General features: G+C 74.8%; 13 protein-coding genes. 10 read left to right on the top strand and 3 right to left on the bottom strand.

Annotated elements, in window-relative coordinates:
* Positions 1-26: 26 nt before the first annotated feature.
* On the bottom strand, positions 27-878 hold the full coding sequence (locus tag LNK82_RS34380) for a helix-turn-helix transcriptional regulator (RefSeq protein ID WP_230571092.1): 852 nt from the start codon (positions 876-878) through the stop codon (positions 27-29).
* A gap of 86 nt (positions 879-964) precedes the next feature.
* Between LNK82_RS34380 and LNK82_RS34375 the strand changes: the two genes are divergently transcribed.
* Positions 965-1,738, top strand: a complete 774-nt coding sequence (locus tag LNK82_RS34375; RefSeq protein ID WP_230571091.1) for an SDR family NAD(P)-dependent oxidoreductase — start codon at positions 965-967, stop codon at positions 1,736-1,738.
* Positions 1,739-1,745: 7 nt separating this feature from the next.
* Here the strand turns inward: LNK82_RS34375 and LNK82_RS34370 are convergent, their stop codons facing one another.
* Positions 1,746-2,225: a macro domain-containing protein gene (locus LNK82_RS34370; RefSeq protein ID WP_230571090.1), complete on the bottom strand. Its 480-nt coding sequence runs from the start codon at positions 2,223-2,225 to the stop codon at positions 1,746-1,748.
* Between the two features lie 130 nt (positions 2,226-2,355).
* On the opposite strand from LNK82_RS34370, the gene LNK82_RS34365 reads away from it, so the two are divergent.
* The 9 genes from LNK82_RS34365 (at position 2,356) to LNK82_RS34325 (ending at position 18,916) form a co-directional block, all read left to right on the top strand.
* On the top strand, positions 2,356-2,538 hold the full coding sequence (locus tag LNK82_RS34365; protein ID WP_230571089.1) for a hypothetical protein: 183 nt from the start codon (positions 2,356-2,358) through the stop codon (positions 2,536-2,538).
* A gap of 353 nt (positions 2,539-2,891) precedes the next feature.
* Positions 2,892-4,082, top strand: a complete 1,191-nt coding sequence (locus LNK82_RS34360; protein ID WP_230571088.1) for a putative glycoside hydrolase family 15 protein — start codon at positions 2,892-2,894, stop codon at positions 4,080-4,082.
* A 503-nt stretch (positions 4,083-4,585) separates the two neighbouring features.
* Positions 4,586-5,467: a DUF4132 domain-containing protein gene (locus LNK82_RS34355; protein ID WP_230571087.1), complete on the top strand. Its 882-nt coding sequence runs from the start codon at positions 4,586-4,588 to the stop codon at positions 5,465-5,467.
* Positions 5,464-10,281, top strand: a complete 4,818-nt coding sequence (locus LNK82_RS34350) for a hypothetical protein (protein ID WP_230571086.1) — start codon at positions 5,464-5,466, stop codon at positions 10,279-10,281. Before LNK82_RS34355 ends, LNK82_RS34350 begins: the two co-directional genes overlap by 4 nt.
* Positions 10,278-11,426 (top strand): ATP-binding protein, encoded by a 1,149-nt coding sequence (locus tag LNK82_RS34345; protein WP_230571085.1) that lies wholly within the window; start codon positions 10,278-10,280, stop codon positions 11,424-11,426. The genes LNK82_RS34350 and LNK82_RS34345 overlap by 4 nt, the downstream gene beginning before the upstream one ends.
* The gene (locus tag LNK82_RS34340; protein WP_230571084.1) at positions 11,407-14,991 is read left to right on the top strand and encodes a DUF5682 family protein; all 3,585 of its coding nucleotides are present in this window, start codon (positions 11,407-11,409) and stop codon (positions 14,989-14,991) included. The genes LNK82_RS34345 and LNK82_RS34340 overlap by 20 nt, the downstream gene beginning before the upstream one ends.
* Positions 14,988-16,736 carry a hypothetical protein gene (locus LNK82_RS34335; RefSeq protein WP_230571083.1) on the top strand — a complete coding sequence of 583 codons (1,749 nt, stop codon included), beginning with the start codon at positions 14,988-14,990 and terminating at the stop codon, positions 16,734-16,736. The genes LNK82_RS34340 and LNK82_RS34335 overlap by 4 nt, the downstream gene beginning before the upstream one ends.
* 37 nt (positions 16,737-16,773) lie before the next feature.
* On the top strand, positions 16,774-17,598 hold the full coding sequence (locus LNK82_RS34330; RefSeq protein WP_230571082.1) for an AAC(3) family N-acetyltransferase: 825 nt from the start codon (positions 16,774-16,776) through the stop codon (positions 17,596-17,598).
* 166 nt (positions 17,599-17,764) lie between these two features.
* A complete protein-coding gene (locus LNK82_RS34325; protein WP_230571081.1) occupies positions 17,765-18,916 on the top strand; it encodes a Cmx/CmrA family chloramphenicol efflux MFS transporter in 1,152 nt (383 codons plus the stop codon).
* Here LNK82_RS34325 and LNK82_RS34320 read toward each other — a convergent pair.
* Positions 18,864-19,196 (bottom strand): UTRA domain-containing protein, encoded by a 333-nt coding sequence (locus LNK82_RS34320; protein ID WP_230571080.1) that lies wholly within the window; start codon positions 19,194-19,196, stop codon positions 18,864-18,866. The two genes, LNK82_RS34325 and LNK82_RS34320, sit on opposite strands and share 53 nt — an antisense overlap.
* Positions 19,197-19,295 lie beyond the last annotated feature (99 nt).

Genomic DNA, 19,295 nt, shown 5'->3' with positions numbered 1-19,295 from the left:
GGGACCGCCTGGAGGGCACTCCGTGATCAGGTTGCACCGGTGAAGCTCCCGGCCCCCAGCACGTTCAGCAGGGCCAGGGCCTCGGCGTCACGGGATCCCCGCGGCGCGCTGTAGAGCACGAGGTGCTGGTCGCGGTCGGCGAGGGTGAGCGAGTCGCAGTCGACGGTGATCTCACCGACGACCGGGTGGCGGAAGGTCTTCGTGAGCACCGGCGCCGCCTGCACGTCGTGCCGCTCCCAGAGCCGGGCGAACTCCGGTGCGGCGTCGTGCAGTTCGTCGACGAGACCGGTCACGGCCGGGTCGGACGGGTACCGCGCGAGGGTGGCCCGCAGTTCCATGACGACGTGCTGCCGGAACTCCACGACGTCGGAGATCCCGTACAGCGTCGGCTCGGCGTGCGCCGGGGCCTGGAACGCCCGGCGCGCCAGATTGCGGTCCCTCGGCGCGAGGCCGGAGAAGTCCTCCATGAGCGCCGCCGCGAGGTCGTTCCACGCGAGCACTTCGAACGTTGCGGACACCACGAAAGCAGCGGTCTGCGGCAGGCGTTCCAGCAGCGCGAGGATGCTCGGGCGGACGTCGCGCCGGTGCGGCCCGGTCCGGCTCGGCGCGGTGCCCGCCAGGACGTGGAGGTGGTCGGACTCGGCGCCGGTGAGCCGCAGCGCGCCCGCGATCCCGGCCAGTACCTCGGCCGACGGGCGAGGCGCACGGCCCTGCTCGAGCCGGACGTAGTACTCGGTGGAGATGTGCGCGAGGACGGCGACCTCCTCGCGGCGCAGACCCGGTGTCCGGCGTCGCGGGCCCGAGGGGAGGCCGACGTCCTCCGGCCGGAGCCGCTCGCGGCGGCTGCGGAGGAACGCCCCGAGCTCCTGCTTGTCCATACCCCGAGTCTGCCCGCGGCGCGGCTGCGGATCCTGGTACAGCCTGTGCCTGCCTCCGGTCGGGTGGCCGGCCCGACGCTGTCGTCATGACCAACGACAGCTCACCCATCGGCCTGCTCACCGGCAAGGTCGTCTTCATCACCGGCGCCAGCCGCGGCATCGGGGAGGCCGCGGCCCGCCTCTTCGCCCACGAGGGCGCCGCCGTCGTGCTCGCCGCGCGCGGCGTCGACGCGCTGCGGCGAATCGTCGCCGAGGTCCGCGCGGACGGCGGCGTCGCGGACGCCGTGGCGATGGACCTCGCCGATCGCGCGAGCATCCGCGCGGCCGTCGACCGCGTCGAGGAGCTGCACGGACGGCTCGACGGCGCGTTCAACAACGGCGCCACGATCCAGCGGCCCGGCCCGCTCGACACGACGAGCGACGAGGACGTCGACGTGCAGTTCGCGGTGAACTTCCGGGCGCACTGGACCGCGATGACGGCCGAGGCCGCGCTGATGCGCCGCGGCGGCGGAGCGATCGTCAACACCTCCAGCATCGGCAGTCGACGTGCGAACCCGGAGCTCCCGGCGTACGGCGCCATGAAGCGCGCGCTCAACAGCATCACCGAGACCGCGGCCGTGACGTGGGGTCGTCAGGGCATCCGGGTCAACGGCATCACGCCGGGCGGCACCGCGACGGAGATGATCGCCGAGTGGGAGGCGGCGACCCCCGGCCTCGTCGAGCGCATCACCCCGACGATCCCGCTCGGTCGGATGGCGGAGCCCCGCGAGGTCGCGGAGGTGGCCGCGTGGCTGCTCAGCGACCGGGCGTCGATGGTGACCGGCGCGATCGTGCCGGTCGACGGCGGCTCGGGCGCCTGACGGGCCGTCACGCCCGGTCGTAGACGGTGACGGGGATGTCGTGGCTGGTGAGCTCGCTGACGACGAGTGGTTCGACGCGGTCCCACCGGCCCCCGGCCAGGCCGGTGCCGATGCGGGGCATGTGGACGCCCGCGGAGAGGCGGGCGGCGTGCGCGGCGAGGGCGTGCAGGCACTGGCGCACCGCGTCGTAGCGGATGGGAGGCCCGGAGCTGCGGCTGGTCTTGAGGCCGTGCTGGCCGACCATGTTGGCGACCCAGAGGTCGGGCGCGACCTGGACGAGCTGGGTCGCGCCGAGCGCGAAGTCGTTGTGCGCCCGCTCGCGGTGCCAGCGGCGGTAGGCGGCTTCCGGCTCCGGCCAGCGCTTGGAGATCGCCAGGACGAAGCCCTTGCCCCACCCGCCCCGGTTGTTGCAGACGTGGGCGATGATCTTGGGGCCCTTGGCCTGAGGGCTGGTCGCGTCACCGGTCAGGTAGCGGATCCCCGTCATGGTCGGGACGATATCCGGGCACACCGACAACACCGCAGCCCGTTTTCCGCGGGGACGCCGGGCATCCCGGACCAGGCGGCGCGCCGACCGCTCCCAGGCGTGTCCGCCGGTGGCTCGTGGTGATCGTGGGATGCTGGAAGCGGCAACGCATCCGGGGGTGGGCATGGCGTCGAAGCGCAGGGGTGGTGTCGCTCCGTACGTGGCGCTGCTGGTGGCAGTGATCATCTTCGTGCCGGTGGTCCGGGACTTCGTCGCCGACCTGGTGGGACCGCTGGTCGAGCTGCTGAAGGACGCCAACCCGTTCGGCGGGTGACCCGGGTTGGGAATGATCCTTTCCCAGTTGACCGAAATAGTTGCGGACCAATGGAGACGGACTATTTCACGCGTGATGTGACGCCCGTTACTTGACCTGCCGGATGTCGAGCGGTTTAACTGCGGTCGCGATTCGCCTACCGGCCGGTAGGCGATCTTCGCGCTACCGACACGAGGGCGGGTGCGCCCCATTCCCCGTTGTGCCCGACATTGTTGTCGTGATCGACATCGGGGTGCCGCCTGCCGCAATCCGGGGAGTCCGGCATGTCCCTGCCCCATCGTCATGAACGCGTCCGACGCCGGCTTGCGCGCCGCGGCCGGGCCCGCATACTGCTACCGATCGTGGCCGGTGTCATGACGGCGACGCTGATCGCGCCGTCCAGTCCGACCAGCGCCGCGGAGCAGCAGGTCGCGGGCGGAGGTGGTGCGGTGCAGTCCTTCTGGCTGCACATGAACTCCACACCCGTCTCCGACGAGGTGCTGGCCACCGAGGCGCGCCGACGCGCCTACATCGTGCTCAACGCCTGGGAAGGCGCGCTGATCCCCAAGCTGAAGGCGGCGAACCCGGCCGTCCAGGTGTTCGTCTACAAGGACCTGTCGTCCACGCGCTCGTACGCGTGCCGTGACGGGGTGGACGACGCGCAGTTGCCGACCGGCGTCGGGTATTGCCAGGCGGAAAAGGACCACCCCGAGTGGTTCCTGCTCGACCCGAACGGCCGCCGGTTCGAGTACAGCGGCTATTCCGGCCACTGGCAGATGGACGTCGGCAACACCGCCTACCAGGACGCGTGGGCGGCCAACGTGATCGAGAGCAGCACCGCGTCCGGATTCGACGGCGTGTTCATGGACAACGCGCTGTTCCCCTGCGACGCCTATCACGACGGCGTGTGCCCGGCGAAGTACCCGACCGACGCGGCGATGCAGGACGCGTACAAGTCGATGTTGGCGAACACCCGCGACGACTTCGTCGCCGCCGGGTTGAAGACGGTCGCGAACCTGTCCAACGCCCGGCTGCACGCGGGCGCCTGGGACGCCTACACCGAGCACCTCGACGGCGGTTTCGACGAGTGGTGGCTGACGTTCGGCGACACCAACCTGCTCTCGGAGTACCCCGAGGGGTGGAGCAGGCAGGTCGCCGAGATCGCCTCGAACGAGGCCCGGGGCAAGATCACCTGGGTGCAGCCGCACCACACCGAGGGCGCGGACCAGCCGTACCGGTTCGCCCTGGCCAGCTACCTCATGGCCGCCGGCGACCGGGCCGCGATCGCGAGCATCGACCAGACCGACGGCTACGGCGACGCCTCGCCGTGGCGCGCCGAGTACGACTGGGACCTCGGCGCGCCGTCCGGGCCGTACAAGTCCGTGGGCACGAACGTCTTCGTCCGCGACTTCACGTGCGGCACGGTCGTGGTCAACGCCAACCGCACCGACAGCCGGTCCGTCACCGTGCCGCTGGACGGCGGGCACGTCAACGAACGCGGCACGTCGGTCACCGAGGTCTCGCTGGCCGGCACCTCCGGCGCCATCCTGCGCAAGACCTGCTGACGCAGGAGGTCAAGGGTCTTCGTCGCGACCTCTCCGGTCACCGGGCGAGCAGATCAGGGCGGACCCGTGCGCGCGGGCGTGGCGATCGGCGCCGTACTTCGGCGCAACCGACGATCGCCACGCCCGCCAGCAGCGGGAGGACCATGGCCCCCTCGACCCCCAGCGCGCACCGGCGCGCCGGGGGGGGGGGGGGGGGGGGGCGGGGGGCCGCCCGGCGCCCCCCCCCCCCCCCCCCCCCCCCGCCAGCAGCGGGAGGACCATGGCCCCCTCGACCGCCAGCGCGCACGTGAGCGCGATCCACAGCAGCAGTCTCATGAGGGAGAGGTTAGGGAGACGCCGGTCACACTCGCACCTGATTTGGGCAAGACTTGAGGTAATGCCGCCCGTTCGTGCAGCCCGCTCCTGGTCACGACGAGGCGACGAACAGACCGAACTGATCGTTTTGTCGGACCCCCTCGCTAACCTCCGCGCCACACCGTTGTGAACGACTCGCAGGAGGAACCGTGGGCTGGCTCGATGCCCAATCCGAAGAGGGGCACGCGTCCGGGTACCAGGTGCGGCTCGGGGAGAACGGGCGCGTCCAGTGCCGCAACGCCAAGGGCAAGCTGCTGTCCTCGGTGCCCGCGTCGCTCAAGGACGACCCGAGGGTCGTCCAGTTGCGCCAGCTCGCCGAGTGGCTGTCCCGGCACCGCGCCGAGTGCCTGTCCACGGTGGACGGCTGGATGGTGCGCTCGCTGCCGGTGCCCGCGGCGCTGATCGCCGAGGTATGGGCCGACGCCGCGTGGGCCGAAGCGTTGCGGGACCTCGTGGTCACGGCCGACGACGGCAACGGCGCGGAGACAGGGTTCCTGCGCGACGCCGACCCCGAGCGAGGCCTCGGCGTGGTCACCCTCGACGGCGACACCCGACGGCTGAAGCCCGAGGTGGTGGGCATACCGCACCCGGTGCTGCTGGAGGACCTGGAGGAGCTGCGCGAGTTCGGCGCGGAACTCGGCGTCGAGCAGCAGGTGCAGCAGCTGTTCCGGCAGACGCACGCCCGTCCGGCCGGGTTGGCGGGCAAGACGTCGGTCGACGACTTCTCCGGCGGCCGGTTCGAGCAGCTCAACCACGCGCTGAGCCGGTGCCGCACGCTCGGTTACCCGGTGCGCGGCGGCGACGCGGTCTACTCCGCGTTCGAGGACGGCCGGGTCGTGGAGGCCCGCTACTGGCTCGGCTCGGACTACCCCGAGGGCGAGACGTGGACCGGCGAGCTGCACTGGGCGCTGGAGGACGGAACCACGCTGCCGCTCGCCGACGTCGGACCGGTCGCGTGGTCCGAGGGGATGCGCATGGCGGCGGCGATCCACGCCGGTCGCGTCGTCGAGGAAGCGGTGGTGGCCCCGTGAGCGCGCTGAGCCCGAAGGCCCTGATCTCGGCCGGCGCGGTGCTGCCGGGTGCGGCCGACGTCGGCGAGGACCGCGACACCATCACCGCCCGCCACTACGCCCACGAGGGCCTGGACGGCCGCGTCGTGGTGCGGCTGGTGCCCGCCGTCCTCGGCCAGGCGGAAGACCTGACCTGCGAGTACCTCGGTTTCGACGCCCCGGCCCGGGTCGCCGACGTCGGCACCGGCAAGCGCGTGGCGCTCGGCTTCCCCGCCTGGGCCCTGGTGCACGACCCGGCCAACGGCCACCACGCGCTCAACCTGGTCAAGGACGTCGAACGGCTGGCGCGCACGGCCAAGTCGCGCGCCGGCGCGGCGAAGGACGGGTTCACCGCGCTGGGCGCGATGCTCGGCCGGTCCGCGCCGCACTTCCTGCCCACGTTCTACGAGCAGGCCGGGCGGATCTTCCTCCAGCACGGCAACACCAGCTACGCGGCGAGCATGTTCGGCAAGGCCCGCGAGGCGGAGGAGGTGCACGACCTGGCGGTCGACCCCGAGCGCACGCGCGAGGTGTTCCTGGAGTTCGCGTTCGCCGGCGCGTTGACCGCCAAGGCGCTGTCCGCGCACGCCAAGGGCCTGGCCCGCAAGCACGACGCGGACGCGGCCTACGAGCTGTTCTTCACGCTGTGCGTGGAGCGCACGCGGGGTGGCCTGCCGCCGTACACGGGGATGCCGGAGGACTTGCGGCGGTTGGCGAAGGCCGCCAAGCGCGACCTCGTCGCCGAGGACCACCGGCTGCTGCGGGCGATCCTGGACAGCTCCGCGATCAGCCGCGCGGGCGGCGCGTTCTGGAAGTCCTATCGAGCCTCGCTGGTGGCGTTGGCGACGGACGACGCGGAGGTGCGCGGCCGGCTGCTGTCGTTCGTGCCCGACTCCGAGACCGTGCTCGACCTGTGGCTGGACATCCTGACCGCCTGCGGCGCGACCCGCGCGCTGATCGGGCCGGACGAGGTGGAGGCGAACCCGGCCGAGTGGCTGTCGTCGGTGCTCGCGGTCCGCTCGTCGGGGTGGCGCGGCACCGGGCGTTCGGTGAAGCTGCTGGAGCTGCTCGACGCGATGGCGGGCCGGCTCGTGGCCGACGCCGTGCCGGTCCGCGCGCTGCGCTACTACCGCCAGGGCGACCTCGACGTGCTGGACCTGCTGGTGGCGCGCGACGTCCCGATCGCGCCCGGCAACCAGGACGACCACCAGCTCGACGTCACCGGGTGGCTGGCCGACGACGAGCCCGGCCGCCGCGACCTCGCCGCCCTGGCCGCGTCCGAGCGGTTCGGCGGGGCGCTCGGCTCCGGGCTCATCGCCCACGCCCGCTCCCACGTCCGCTCGAACGTCGTCGCGGTGGACGTGCTGTCGTCCGCGATGGCCGTGCCGGGTCTGCGCAGCGCGCTGGGCGCGTGGATCAGGGGGCGCGTCGAGCGCGTCGCCGTCACCGGCCTGCCCGACCTCCGGGCCCACCTCGACACGCTGGCCGTCGTGCGGCTGCCAGAGGCGTACGTGGACGTGCCCGAGGCGGCCGAGTCGCTCGCCCGCACCGACGTGGCCGCGGCCCTGCACCGGACGTTGCGCGGGGGCGTGCTGGACGAGCTGGGGTGGCCCGCCCTGGAGGAGGCCGTCGCGCGCCTGGCCACGGCCGGGACGCCCAAGGACAGCAGCGTGGTGGTGTGCGGCGAGGGGTGGCCCGCGCTCGTGCTGCGCCGCGGCGAGACGTTCGTCGTGGTCGGCCCGGACGGCGTGCTCGCCGAGCACGTCTCCCGCATCCCGGCCGACGCCCGGCACCGCTGGGGGGCCGCGCCGGCCGCGTCGTGGTTCGACGGCGTGCTGCTCGTGCGCTGGCAGGGCCCGGACGGCGAGCTGGCGTACTGGAGCGACGCGCCGGACCGCGTCTTCGCCATGGGCGAGGGCCGGACCTACCACCGCAACGACACGGTCAGGGCGTCCATCGCGCTGCCCGGCGGCGGCCGGTTCGCCGGTGGGCGGGCCGCGCACCCCGGCGACACGGTCGTGTCGACGCTGTCGGAGGCGCACGGCGACGGCGCCACCGTGTGGACCGGCTTCTACCACGACCGCGGGTGGCGCTGGTTCGAGGTCGACCCGGCCACCGGCCAGCGCGGTCGGGCGAGCCTGCCCCGGTTCATCGAGGACTTCGCCGCCGACGGCACGTCGCTCGAACTCGGCGTGTGCGACCTGCGGCCCGCCGTCCCCGCGACGCAGGACAGCCCACTCGGCGCGGCCGACGGCCTGCACGGGTGGCGCGTGCGCCGCGAAGCGGACGGCTCGTACGTCGGCGAGGGCGTGGACGGCCGTCGGGTCCGGCTGGCCGGCGGCGCCCGCCCGAAGGGCGTGCTGCGGCTGCCCGGCGGCGCGGACCTGACGCTGGCGACGGGCAACCAGACCACGGCGGTGCTCGACGCCGAGGGCGTCGGGCTGGCGACGGTGTCGGAAACCGCGCAGCACCCGACGTACGCGACCGGCACGCCGTTCGTGCCGCCGTTGGACTGGTGGCACCTCCTGCGGCCCCGCGACGAGGCCGGTTCGGCCGCGCTGCGCGGGGTGACCCGGGAAGCCGTGGACCGGATGATCGCCGCCGCACGCGAGGAAGAGCCGGACAAGCGCACGGTCCGCGAGCGGCTGACCGCGCTGTTCAAGGGCGCCCGCGGCGGCCTCGCCGGTGTCGTCGCCGCCGAGCTGCCCGGCCTCACGCACCCCGCGCTGATCTCCGGCGTGGTCGACCTGGTGCGCGGCGCCGCCGAGGTGGAGCGCTCCTACCGGCGCTACGGCGAGATCGCCGAGGCGGCCCGCGCGGTCGACCCGGTCCTCGCGCCCACCGGGCCCGCCGTCACCGAGGACCAGGTCAACGCCGCGCTCAACTGGTTCGGCGGCTACCGGTCCTACAACTCGCGCGGCCAGGTGCGGACCGGGCTGCCCGCCTTGATCACCGCGCTCGGAGAGGCGGTCGCGCGGCCCGAGGCACGCGCCCTGCCGCTGTCGAACGCACCCCGCTGGTTCGACGCGCTGCCGCACCTGGCCGCGCTGGCGCACCGCGCCGCGTCACCGCTCACCCCGGACGACCAGCGGGCCGCCTTGGCGCTCGTGCTGCGGTCCGTCGCGGACGGCGGCCTGGCCGACGGCGCCGGGTACTGGCGGACCCTCGGCGTGGTCGTGGACCAGGGGCAGACCAGCGTGAAGGACCGGGTCGTGCCGGTGGGCGACGGGTTCATCGCCCTGTTCGAGACCCAGTGGCGCAACGGCCCGGGCAGCCGGTTCGACGGCCTGCAGTTCAGCCGCACGCCCGGTGTGTTCGCCCTGCCGAAGGACTGGCACGTCGAGTCGGCCGAGGAGGTGCGCACGTCGTTCGGGCCCGAGCGGGTGGCCCGGTTCCTCGACGTGCTCGCCGAGCGCGGCCCCGCGCCGTGGTTCCCCGAGGCGGTGCCCGCGCTGATGGAGCTCACCGGCCTGGGCACGGCCGAGGCGACGTACCTGCTGGCCGGGCTGCCCGGCGTCGGCCGGTGGGACGCGAACTTCCTCTCCACCGCCGACCGGCGCCTGCTCGGCCTGTCCGCGGGCGGCGCCAAGGTGGCCAGGGACCGGTTCGACCGGCTGCGCGACGGGCTCCGGCTCCAGCTGGTCGCCGCCGCCGTGCCCGCCGACCCGGCCGACCTCTGGACGAGCGGTCCCGACGTGGCCGCGGTCGCCGAGGTGTGGACCGCCGAGCACGGGCGGCGGACGCCGGTGCCCGACGACGTGCTCGTGGACGCGGCGAAGCTGCTGAACCTGCGGGACATCGGCGAGTACGTGGCCGGCGTGGTCAACCCGGACCTCACGCCGTGGCTCACCGTGGACGCCGAGCTGACGTTCACCGGTGACGGGCTGGAGGCCCGCCGGCCGGAGGGGTTCGACCGCGTGGCGCTGTGGTCGGTGCCGCAGGTGCTGGTGTGGCTGGCGCACCGGCTCCCGGCCGGCTCGCCGCTGCGCGCCCGGCTGCCGGAGGCGTTGGCGCTGGCCAGGCAGCGGGTCGCGCACCCGGGCTTCGCCGTCGACCTCGGCCGGTGGGTCCCGCTGGACCGGCTGTGCGCGTTGCTCGGCGTCGACGTGCCCACGGAGGCGGGCGCGTACCAGTACCAGGGCTGGCTTGAGCTGGCCCCCGCGGGCGAGGAGTACTGCCGGTTGGCGGCCAGGCCCGGCCTCGTCGGACCGGCCGACCGGGACCTGTTCGTCGCGGTCGCGGAGCTGGCCGGCGGGCAGGACGCGCTGCGGATGCTGGACCGGCTGGCCGACGACCGCCTCACCGCCCTGTGCGCGGTCCCGACGCCCGACGGCGTCGACCCGGCCGCCTACCACCAGGACCCGACGGTGTCCGTGCCCGCGTTGGTGGCGGAGGTCGCCACGCGGTTCGGGCTGACCGAGGACGCGGCGGCGCTGTACCTGCAACTGCTCGCCCTGCCCGATCCCACGGACGCGAACGTGGCCCGGTGGACCGGCTGGAAACCCGCCCGGCTGCGCCAGGCCCGTGCCGCGCTCGCCGAGACCGACCTGGTGCTCACCGCGAAGCGGGCCAGGGCCGGGCGTTCGCTGTTCCTGCCCGGCGGGTGGCTGGCGCTGGCCGCGCCGCACGTGCCGCTGGAGAGGTGGAAGACGCCGATGTTCGAGTACGCCACGGGTCAGCCCGGCGTCATCGTGCCGCTGGAACCCGTCGCCGACCTGTTCGCCCGCGCCTGGCAACGGGTGCTCGACGGCGACGCGCCCGCCTACGAAGAGCTCAAGACCGGAGGACGCAGGTGACCGCACCCAGGCAGGTCGAACCCGCCGAGGACGCCTTCCGCGAGGAGTTGGCGTTCCTCGCGGCCTACGACAACGGGCCCCGGCCGCCGGGGTGGCGGCTCACCCCGCGTGCCGTCGTGACGTTCGTGATGGGCAGCGGCGGAGACCCGCTGGCCCTGCCCAAGGGCGTGTCGGTGGACGGCGTGCCGAACCGGCTGGTCATCGGCGCCAAGTTCGTCGGCGAACGGGCCTTGGTCGAGCGGGCCGTGGTGACGCTGGCGGGCGAACGCGGCCTGCTGCTGGTCGGCGAACCCGGCACGGCCAAGTCGATGCTGTCCGAACTGCTGGCCGCCGCCGTGTCCGGCAGCAGCCAGCTGGTCGTGCAGGGCACCGCGGGCACCACCGAGGACCAGTTGCGCTACGGCTGGAACTACGCGCTGCTGCTCGCCGAAGGACCGAGCCCCCGCGCGCTGGTGCCGTCACCGGTGCTCACCGCGATGCGAGGCGGCGGCGTGGTGCGCGTCGAAGAGGTCACCCGGTGCCTGCCGGAGGTGCAGGACGCGTTGGTGTCGATCCTGTCGGACCGGCGCATCGCGGTGCCGGAGCTGTCCGGGACGGACGGCGCGACCGTGCACGCCGCGCCCGGCTTCACCGTGATCGCCACGGCGAACCTCCGCGACCGCGGCGTGTCGGAGATGTCGGCGGCGTTGAAGCGGCGGTTCAACTTCGAGAACGTCGGGCCCATCGGCGACCTGGCGGCCGAGACGGCGTTGGTGCGACGGCAGGCCACGGCCGCGCTGGAACGGGTGAGCGCGCCGTTCGCCGTGGACGACGTGGTGCTGGAGGTGCTGGTCACCGCGTTCCGCGACCTGCGCAACGGCGTGTCGGAGGAGGGGTGGGCGGTCGAGCGGCCGTCCACGGTGATGAGCACGGCGGAGGCGGTGTCGGTCGCCACGTCGCTGGGGCTGGCCGACGCGTACTTCCCCGGCGACCGCGACCCGCTGTCGTTGCTGCCCGGCCACCTGCTCGGCGTGGTCCGCAAGGACGACCCGGGCGACGCGGCCCGGCTGCTCGGCTACTGGGACGGCGCGGTGCGGCGGCGGGCCGAGTCCGGTGCGCGCACGTGGCGACGGCTGTGGGAGCTCCGTGACGTCCTCGATGCGTGAGCTGGCCGAGCACCGGCGCCCCTACCTGATCGGGGTGCGGCACCACTCGCCCGCGTTGGCGGCGGTGGTGCCCGCCCTGCTGGACGGGTTCGCGCCCGAGGTGCTGCTGGTCGAGCTGCCGGAGGAGCTGGGGGAGTGGCTGCCGCACCTGGCCGATCCCGAGCTCGTCGCGCCGGTCGCGTTGTCCGGCGCCTCACCTGATGGCGACCTGGCGTTCTACCCGTTCGCGGACTTCTCGCCGGAGCTGGCCGCGATCCGCTGGGCGCACCGCAACGGCGTCGAGGTCCGGCCGTGCGACCTGCCGCTGGCGCTGCGCGGTGACGGGCACCGGCCGCAGGAGCGCGGCGCGTCGCCGTTGACGGACGCGTTGCGCGGTGCGACGACCGGCCGAGACGGCGACGACCTGTGGGACCGGCTGGTGGAAGCCACCGCGCCCGGTCAGACGCCGGAGGCGGTGCGGCGGGCGGCGTTGCTGGTCGGCTGGGCGTTGCGCGAGGACGCGGCGGGCGTCGGCGTGGACCCGTACGACCTGCGCCGGGAGGCGTGGATGCGGCGGATCGTGCGGGCCGTGGACGGACGACGGTGCGCGGCGGTGGTCGGGTCGTTCCACGCGGCGGCGTTGCTGGACGGGCCGGTGGACACCTCGGACCCGGTCGCCGGTGACGTGGTCACGTCGTTGGTGCCGTACGGGTTCGCGTTGCTGGACGAGCGTTCCGGCTACCCGGCGGGGATCCGCGATCCAGAGTGGCAGCAGGCGGTGCTGGAGGCGGCGGGCGATCCGGAGGCGGTGGAGGCCGCCGCCGCGTCGCTGATCGTGCGGATCTGCGCGCGGGTGCGGGAGCTCGGCCACCCGGCCGGTCCCGGTGAGGCGCGGGAGGCGTTGCGGCTGGCGGTCGACCTGGCCCGGCTGCGAGGCCTGCCCGCGCCCGGTCGCGGTGAGCTGGTGGAGGCGGTGCAGACCGTGCTGACCCACGCCGAGCCGTTGGGACGTGGACGGGTCGTGGCGCGGGCCGCCGGTGACGTGCTGGTGGGGCGCCGCACCGGGGTGCTCGCGCCGGGCACGCCCCGCTCCGGTCTGGCGCCGGCGGTGGAGGCGCTGGTCGCGTCGCTGCGGCTGCCCGGTCCGGACTCGCGCGAGGCGGTGTCGTTGCGGCTGGACCCGTTGCGGTCGGACCTGGACGCGCGGCGCGAGGTGGCGTTGCGGCGGTTGGCCGTGCTCGGCGTGACCTACGGCGAGGAGACCGCGACCACGGGCGTCGGTGGCGGTGAGGCGCTGAGCACCCGGTGGACGGTGGCTTGGACCCCGGCGACCGCGGCGACGTTGCCGGTGGCGGGGTTGTGGGGCGCGACGTTGGAGTTGGCCGCGTTCGGGCGGCTGCGGGCACGTCGCGCCGAACGCGAGCAGCGCGGCGGGCACACACCCGCCGCCGTGCTGGGCGATCTCCTGGACGCGGCGGCGTGCGGGTTGCCCGGGATGGTGGACGCGCTGTTGGCCGACGCGGCGACCGTGCTGCCGTCGTCCGCGACGCTGCGGGAGCTGTTGGCGGGGCTGGACCTGCTCGACCGGTTGCGCGCCGGCCACGTGCCCGGGACGCCCGGCGACGTCTTGGACGCGCACCCGTTGCTGGCGCTGGAACTGGAGACGGCGGCGGTGGCGCAGCTCGACGGGCTCGCCGGGTCGGAGGACGTCGCCGACGCGCGGGCGTTGGTGGAGCTGGGGCAGCGGCCGGGGGTGCACGGGCTGCGGCTCGAAGCGTGCCTGCGGGCGTTGGCCGACTCGGGGACGCCGCTGATCGCCGGTGCGGCCGGTGCGGCGCGGGTGTTGCTCGGCCTGGCGCCCGCGTCGGTGTTGGGCGAGCGGGTGGCGTCGTGGGTGGACGCTGCGAGCACGCCGGAGCGCAGGGGTGTGCTGCGGCTGGGGCTCACCGGGGTGCTCGCGGCGGCCGGGCCGTTGCTGGAGACGCCGGAAGCGCTGTCGCCGTTGCTGGACCGGGTGGAGGGGTTGGGGGACCGGGACTTCCTCGACCGGCTGCCCGCGTTGCGGGGGGCGTTCAGGTCGGTGGGGCCCGCGGCGCGGGCCCGGGTGCTGGCGGTGGTCGAGGAACGCACGGGTGAACGGGTCGACGCGGTCGGCGCGTCGGATCCGGAGCTGCTGGCGGTGTGGTTGGACGCCGAGCACGCGGCGGTGGATGCCCTGCGGGCGCACGGTTTGCTGCCCGAGCGGGAGCGGCCGGCCGATGCTTCGGCGGACGGAGTGGCCGAGTCGGCAGCCGGGGCCGGAACATCGGCGGTCGGTGGAATGCCGGCTGGAGTGGCTGAGGGTGGGTTGATGATGGGCGCGGCCAGCCTGGCTGAGTCGGCTGCCGAGGTGGCCGGCGATGCGGTGGCGACCGAGGTGGCCGGCGGCGAGGCGTTGGCGACCGGGGTGACAAGCGGGGGTGGGGCGGCGGCCGGGGTGTCCTACGCCGGTGAACTGCCCGCCGGGGTCCGGTGGCGGTTGGTGCTCGGGTCGAACGGCGAACGCCCGGCGGGCGCGGCCAGGTACGCCGCCGCGTTGGACGAGCTGTACGGGCGTGATCGGGGCGAGGGCGCGGCGCGCGGCGAGCTGGGCGCGGACCGCTCCAGCCCGTTCCCCGACGTGCGCGAGTGGTCGGAGGAGTTGCGCGACCTGTTCGGCGAGCACGTCCGCGAGGAAGTCCTGGCGGCAGCGGCGGAAGGCGGGCGGTTGGAGGCGGCGCTGGAGATCGACCCCGGCTCCGTGCGGCCGTCGGTCGACCTGCTGCGCAACGTGCTGTCGTTGGCGGGCGGGTTGTCGGAGTCGGCGTTGGCGCGGCTGCGGCCGTTGGTGGCGCGGCTGGTGCGCGAGCTGACCGACCAGCTGGCCAACCGGGTGCGGCCCGCGTTGACCGGGATCCAGCTGCCGACGCCGACGCGTCGGCCCGGCGGCCGGCTGGACCTGCCGCGCACCCTGCGGGCCAACCTCGCCACGGCACGCCGCGGTGCCGACGGCCGCGTGGTGGTCGTGCCGGAGCACCCGGTGTTCCGCACCCGCGGGCGCAAGGCGAACGACTGGCGGCTGGTGCTGGTGGTGGACGTGTCCGGCTCGATGGAGGCGTCCACGGTGTGGTCGGCGCTGACCGCCTCGGTCTTCGCCGGGGTGTCCGCGCTGTCGACGCACTTCCTGGCCTTCTCCACCGAGGTCGTCGACCTGACCGACCGGGTGGCCGACCCGTTGTCGTTGCTGCTGGAGGTGCGGGTGGGCGGCGGCACGCACATCGCGGGCGCGTTGCGCCACGCCCGTTCCCTCGTGACCGTGCCGGAGAGGACGATGGTGGTACTGGTCAGCGATTTCGAGGAGGGCGGTCCGGTCGGGCCGCTCGTCGCGCAGGTCCGGGAACTGGTCACCTCGGGGGTGACGGTGCTCGGCTGCGCGAGCCTCGACGACCGCGGCGTCGCCCGCTACTCCACGTCGGTGGCGGGCGCGCTGGTCGCGGCGGGCATGCCGGTCGCCGCGCTCAGCCCGCGTGAACTGGCCCGCTGGGTGGGGGAGAAGGTGCGCGGATGAGCGTGCCCCCGGTGTTCCCGGCGGTGGTGGCCGACGTGCTCGACGCCCTGCCGCCCCGCCTGCGCAAGCGGGTCGACGCGTCGCTCGGGCGCGTGGCCGAGTGGACCGTGACCGCGGACGCCGACGCGGCCCGCGCCGAGCTCGACGCCGAGACCGCGCTCACCTGGACGTTGCGCCAAGGCGTGCTCACGACGGCCGACGACCTGGTGTGCAGCTGCCTGCTCGCGCCGAAGTGCCTGCACCGGGGCATCGCGGTGGCCGCGGCCGAGATCGCGGACGGCGTCCAGGAGACGGCCGCTGCCACCGGTGAGCCCGTTGCCGACACCGTCGAGACGACGTCCGACGAAGGTGCGACGACGTCCGACGACGAACGTGCGGCGGCGAGCGCGCTCTGGGCGGCGTGCGGCACGGTGCTCCGCGCCGGCGCCGCGGGCAGCGGCGCCGTGGTCCGGGCCGAACTGCTGCGCGCCGTCCACGTCGCCCGCGTCGCGGGCCTGCATCGCGCCGCCGCGAACGGCCTGCGCATCGCCGCCACGCTGGCCGCCGCCCGCGCCGGCGACTCGTCGTTCGACCGCGAGGCGCTGACCGCCGAACTGGTCGAGCTGATGCTGCTCTGCCACGACCTGCGCACGGGCACCGGTCCCGCGGCCGAGCTGCGCGGCACCGCCCGGCGCGAGTACCGCCCGATCGGCTCCCTGCGCCTGTACGGCCTGTGCACGGAGGTGGTCGTCGCCGCCTCCGGCTACGCCGGGGTGGTCACGCACCTGGTGGACGACGGCGGCGTGCTGTGGACCGTGCCGGCGATCATGCCGGGCGGCGCGGAACGGGTCGCCGCCGCCGCGAGCGGACCGGTGGCGATCGGCGAATCCGGGCTCAGCCAGCGCGAACTGGGCCGTGCGGGTCTGCTGCTCTCCGGCGGCACGGCGTCGGCCGACCACCGGCTCGGCGCGGGCAAGGCCGTCCGCGCGGTGGCCGCGTCCGCCGCGTCGTGGGACGAGCCGCCGTTGGCCGTCCTGTGGGCGCAGCCCCTGCCGGACCAGGTGACCCGCGCGTTCCACGCCCACACCAGACCCGAGTCCCACCGCCCGTCCGGCGCGGACCTGCTGTTCGTGACGGGCACCGTGCTCGGCGCGGCGGGCGACGCGCTGCGGCTGGCCACCGGCGAGACCCACGTCGACCTCGTCGGCGACGGCGACCGGGCGCGGGAGAACCTGCGGGTCCTGGCGAACGCTCCGGGCCTCCGGCTCCGCGCCGTGGCCCGCCTGCTGCCCGACCGACCCGGGACCGCCGTCGCGCTGGCCGTCACCGGCGACCTCGACCTGCCCACGGACTTGCGCCACCACGTCGACCTCGGCCTGGACCGGCTCCAGCGCTCCCACGTCGCCGGGAACGGCACCCGCGAGCTCCCGGCACGACCGGAGCCCGCCGAACGCGTGCCGCGTCCCGCGCGCCCGCTGGAGAACGTGCTGCACCGCATCGCGCTCGGCGGACGTGCCGTGGCGGCCGTCGCCTCGGCCGGGCGGGAGGTGGCCGCCTTGACCCGCAACGGCCTCACCACCACCGCCGACCTGCTGGCGGGCCTGGCCGACGCCTCGCGCGACCGCGGCCGGGACGCGTTCGGCCGGGTGGTCCACGACGAAGGCGAAGACTTCCCGATGGCGTGGCTGCGCGCCGGCGTCCACGTCCGCGAGTTCACCCGTGCCGCGGCCCGGCGCGCCTGGCTGACCGAGGTGGGGTCGAAATGAGGTGACCTGACCGGACGATCATCCTTATCCTGCGGCGGTGTCGACACCGCCCACCGGTCCGCTGTGCACGCGGGATTCGATCGCCACCCAGCTCGGCGCGGCCGGCCTGCGCCGGGGAGACACCGTCCTCGTGCACTCGTCGTTGAGCTCGCTCGGCTGGGTCTGCGGCGGGGCCGCCACCGTCGTGTCGGCGCTGCTCGACGTGCTCGGCGAGGCCGGGACGCTGGTGACGCCCGCTCAGTCGGCCGACAACTCCGACCCGGCCAGCTGGCGGAACCCGCCCGTGCCCGAATCGTGGTGGGCCGAGATCCGCGCGTCGATGCCGCCCTACGACCCGCGCACAACACCCTCGACGGGCGTCGGCGTGATCCCCGAGGCCGTGCGGAACCGGCCGGGAGCGGTCCGCAGCGCCCATCCGCAGACCTCGTTCGCCGCCATCGGCGCCCGTGCGGCCGAGGTCGTGGCCGAGCACGCCCTCGACAGCCAACTCGGTGAACGCAGCCCGCTCGCGCGGCTGGCGGCGATGGACGCGCGGGTCCTGCTCCTGGGCGTCGGCTTCGACTCCTGCACGGCGTTCCACCTGGCCGAGTACCGGCTGCCGGCACCGCCGGAGGCCGACAACTCGTTCGCGATCACCACCCCGCGCGGCCGGTCCTGGACGACCGTTCGCGACGTCGTGCTCGACGACGGCGATTTCGCGGAGCTGGGCGCGGCCTTCGCCGTCGCCCGTCCGGTCGAGCTCGGCCGGGTGGGTGGCGCCGTCACCAGGCTGTTCTCGCTGGCGGACGCCGTCGCTTTCGCCGAGGTCTGGCTGGCCGCGCGCCGGGGGCGAAATGACGTTGATGGCCGGGTCGCGCCCTGACTAGGGTTCTCGGGGTGACCAGCCCCGAGTCGGACAGAGCGGAGCCGCCGATCGCCGGCGGCGAGCCGTCCGACCGGTGACCGACCGGTCCTGATCGCGATCGCCCGTCGGCGGTCGGCACGCGCACGCACCTGACCGCGCACGCCGACCTCGGAGTCGATCCCCCTTGCCTGTCTTCGTCTACGTCCTCGGCCTTGCCGTGTTCGCGCAAGGCACCTCGGAATTCATGCTGTCCGGCCTCGTCCCGGGCATCGCCACCGACCTGTCCGTCCCGGTGGGCGCGGCGGCGAGCCTCACCTCCGCCTACGCGATCGGGATGATCATCGGCGCGCCGGTGATGGCCGCGTTGAGCGCGCGGTGGCCACGTCGTCGCGCGCTGGCGGGTTTCCTGACCGCGTTCGTCGTCGTGCACGTGCTCGGCGCGGTCACGACGGACTTCGTCGTCCTCTTCGGAACCCGGATCGTCGCCGCGATCGTCAACGCCGGTTTCCTCGCGATCGCGATGTCCGTCGCGACCGCGCTCGTGCGCCCCACCGCACACGGCCGGGCGACCGCGGTCCTGTTGTCGGGCATCACGTTGTCCTGCGTGGCGGGCGTGCCGGCGGGCGCCCTGCTGGGCGACTGGGCCGGGTGGCGCTCGGCGTTCTGGGCGGTCGCCGCGCTGTGCGTGCCCGCGTTGGGGTTCGTGTTCCGGTCCGCCCCCGCGGATGCGGCCGATCGTCGCGACGTGTCGGTGAGGGAGGAAGCCAAGGCGTTGAGGTCACGCCGGTTGCAGCGGGCACTGGTGCTCGCGACCCTCGTCAACGGGGCCACGTTCGCGACCTTCGCGTACCTCGCCGTCATCGCCGCGGACGTCGCCGGCCTGCCCGCCGGTGCGGTGCCCGTGCTGCTGGCGGCGTTCGGCGTCGGCGCGTTCATCGGGGTGACGGCGGCCGGCCGGCTCGGTGACGTGAAGCTGTGGCCGGCGGTGTGCGCGCTGCCGGTCGGGTGGGCGGCGCTGGCCGTGACCGGCGCCCACCCGGCGCCGCTGTTCGCCTTGGCGGCGGTGCAGGGCGCGTTGTCGTTCGGCGTCGGATCGGCGCTGGTCGGCCGCGTGCTGCGGGTCGCGTCCGACGCGCCCTCGCTGAGCGGCGCGTTCGCCACGGTCGCGCTGAACGTCGGCGCGTTCCTCGGTCCGCTGTCGGCCGCCGTCGCGACCCGGGCCGCGGCCGACTACCGGGCCGCGCCGTGGGTCAGCGCGGTCCTGGCCTGCGGCGCGATCGTCGTCATCGGTGTCCGTAGGCGAGGTTCGTCCCGGTCACCGCGCGTTCCGCGGTGATCACGGTGTCGCCGACGAGCAACGCGCGGTCGTCCACCAACGGCGTGCCGTCCTCGCCCCGGCTGAGCCTGCTGCTCGACAGGGCCGGTGAACCGGGCTCGCGCCGGAGCACCCGGGCCTGCTCGGCGGTCAACGCCACCGCCTGGATCGTCTCGCTGGCCTGCCGCACCGGCCGCCCCGCCTCCTCGAGGAGCCGGTACAGCGACTGGTGGCGCAAGGTCTCCACGTCGATCAACCCGGCTGGCAGGTAGGACGTCTGGAGCAGCAGCGGGACGGACACGCCGGGGGAGGGGGGGGGGGGGGGGGGGGGGGGGGGGGCGCCCCCCCCCCCCCCCCCCCCCCCCCCCCCCCCCCCCCCCCCCCCCCCGCCCGCCCCCCC

Origin of the sequence: Saccharothrix luteola (assembly GCF_020859565.1) — a bacterium.
Lineage (GTDB): Bacteria > Actinomycetota > Actinomycetes > Mycobacteriales > Pseudonocardiaceae > Actinosynnema > Actinosynnema luteola.
This window is presented reverse-complemented; position numbering and strand designations above follow the sequence as displayed.

What these genes read in the sequence shown, in the direction of transcription:
- LNK82_RS34380 (WP_230571092.1), bottom strand. Translation starts at nt 878, where the DNA reads ATGGACAAGCAGGAGCTCGGGGCGTTCCTCCGCAGCCGCCGCGAGCGG.
- LNK82_RS34375 (WP_230571091.1), top strand. Translation starts at nt 965, where the DNA reads ATGACCAACGACAGCTCACCCATCGGCCTGCTCACCGGCAAGGTCGTC.
- LNK82_RS34370 (WP_230571090.1), bottom strand. Translation starts at nt 2,225, where the DNA reads ATGACGGGGATCCGCTACCTGACCGGTGACGCGACCAGCCCTCAGGCC.
- LNK82_RS34365 (WP_230571089.1), top strand. Translation starts at nt 2,356, where the DNA reads ATGCTGGAAGCGGCAACGCATCCGGGGGTGGGCATGGCGTCGAAGCGC.
- LNK82_RS34360 (WP_230571088.1), top strand. Translation starts at nt 2,892, where the DNA reads ATGACGGCGACGCTGATCGCGCCGTCCAGTCCGACCAGCGCCGCGGAG.
- LNK82_RS34335 (WP_230571083.1), top strand. Translation starts at nt 14,988, where the DNA reads ATGAGCGTGCCCCCGGTGTTCCCGGCGGTGGTGGCCGACGTGCTCGAC.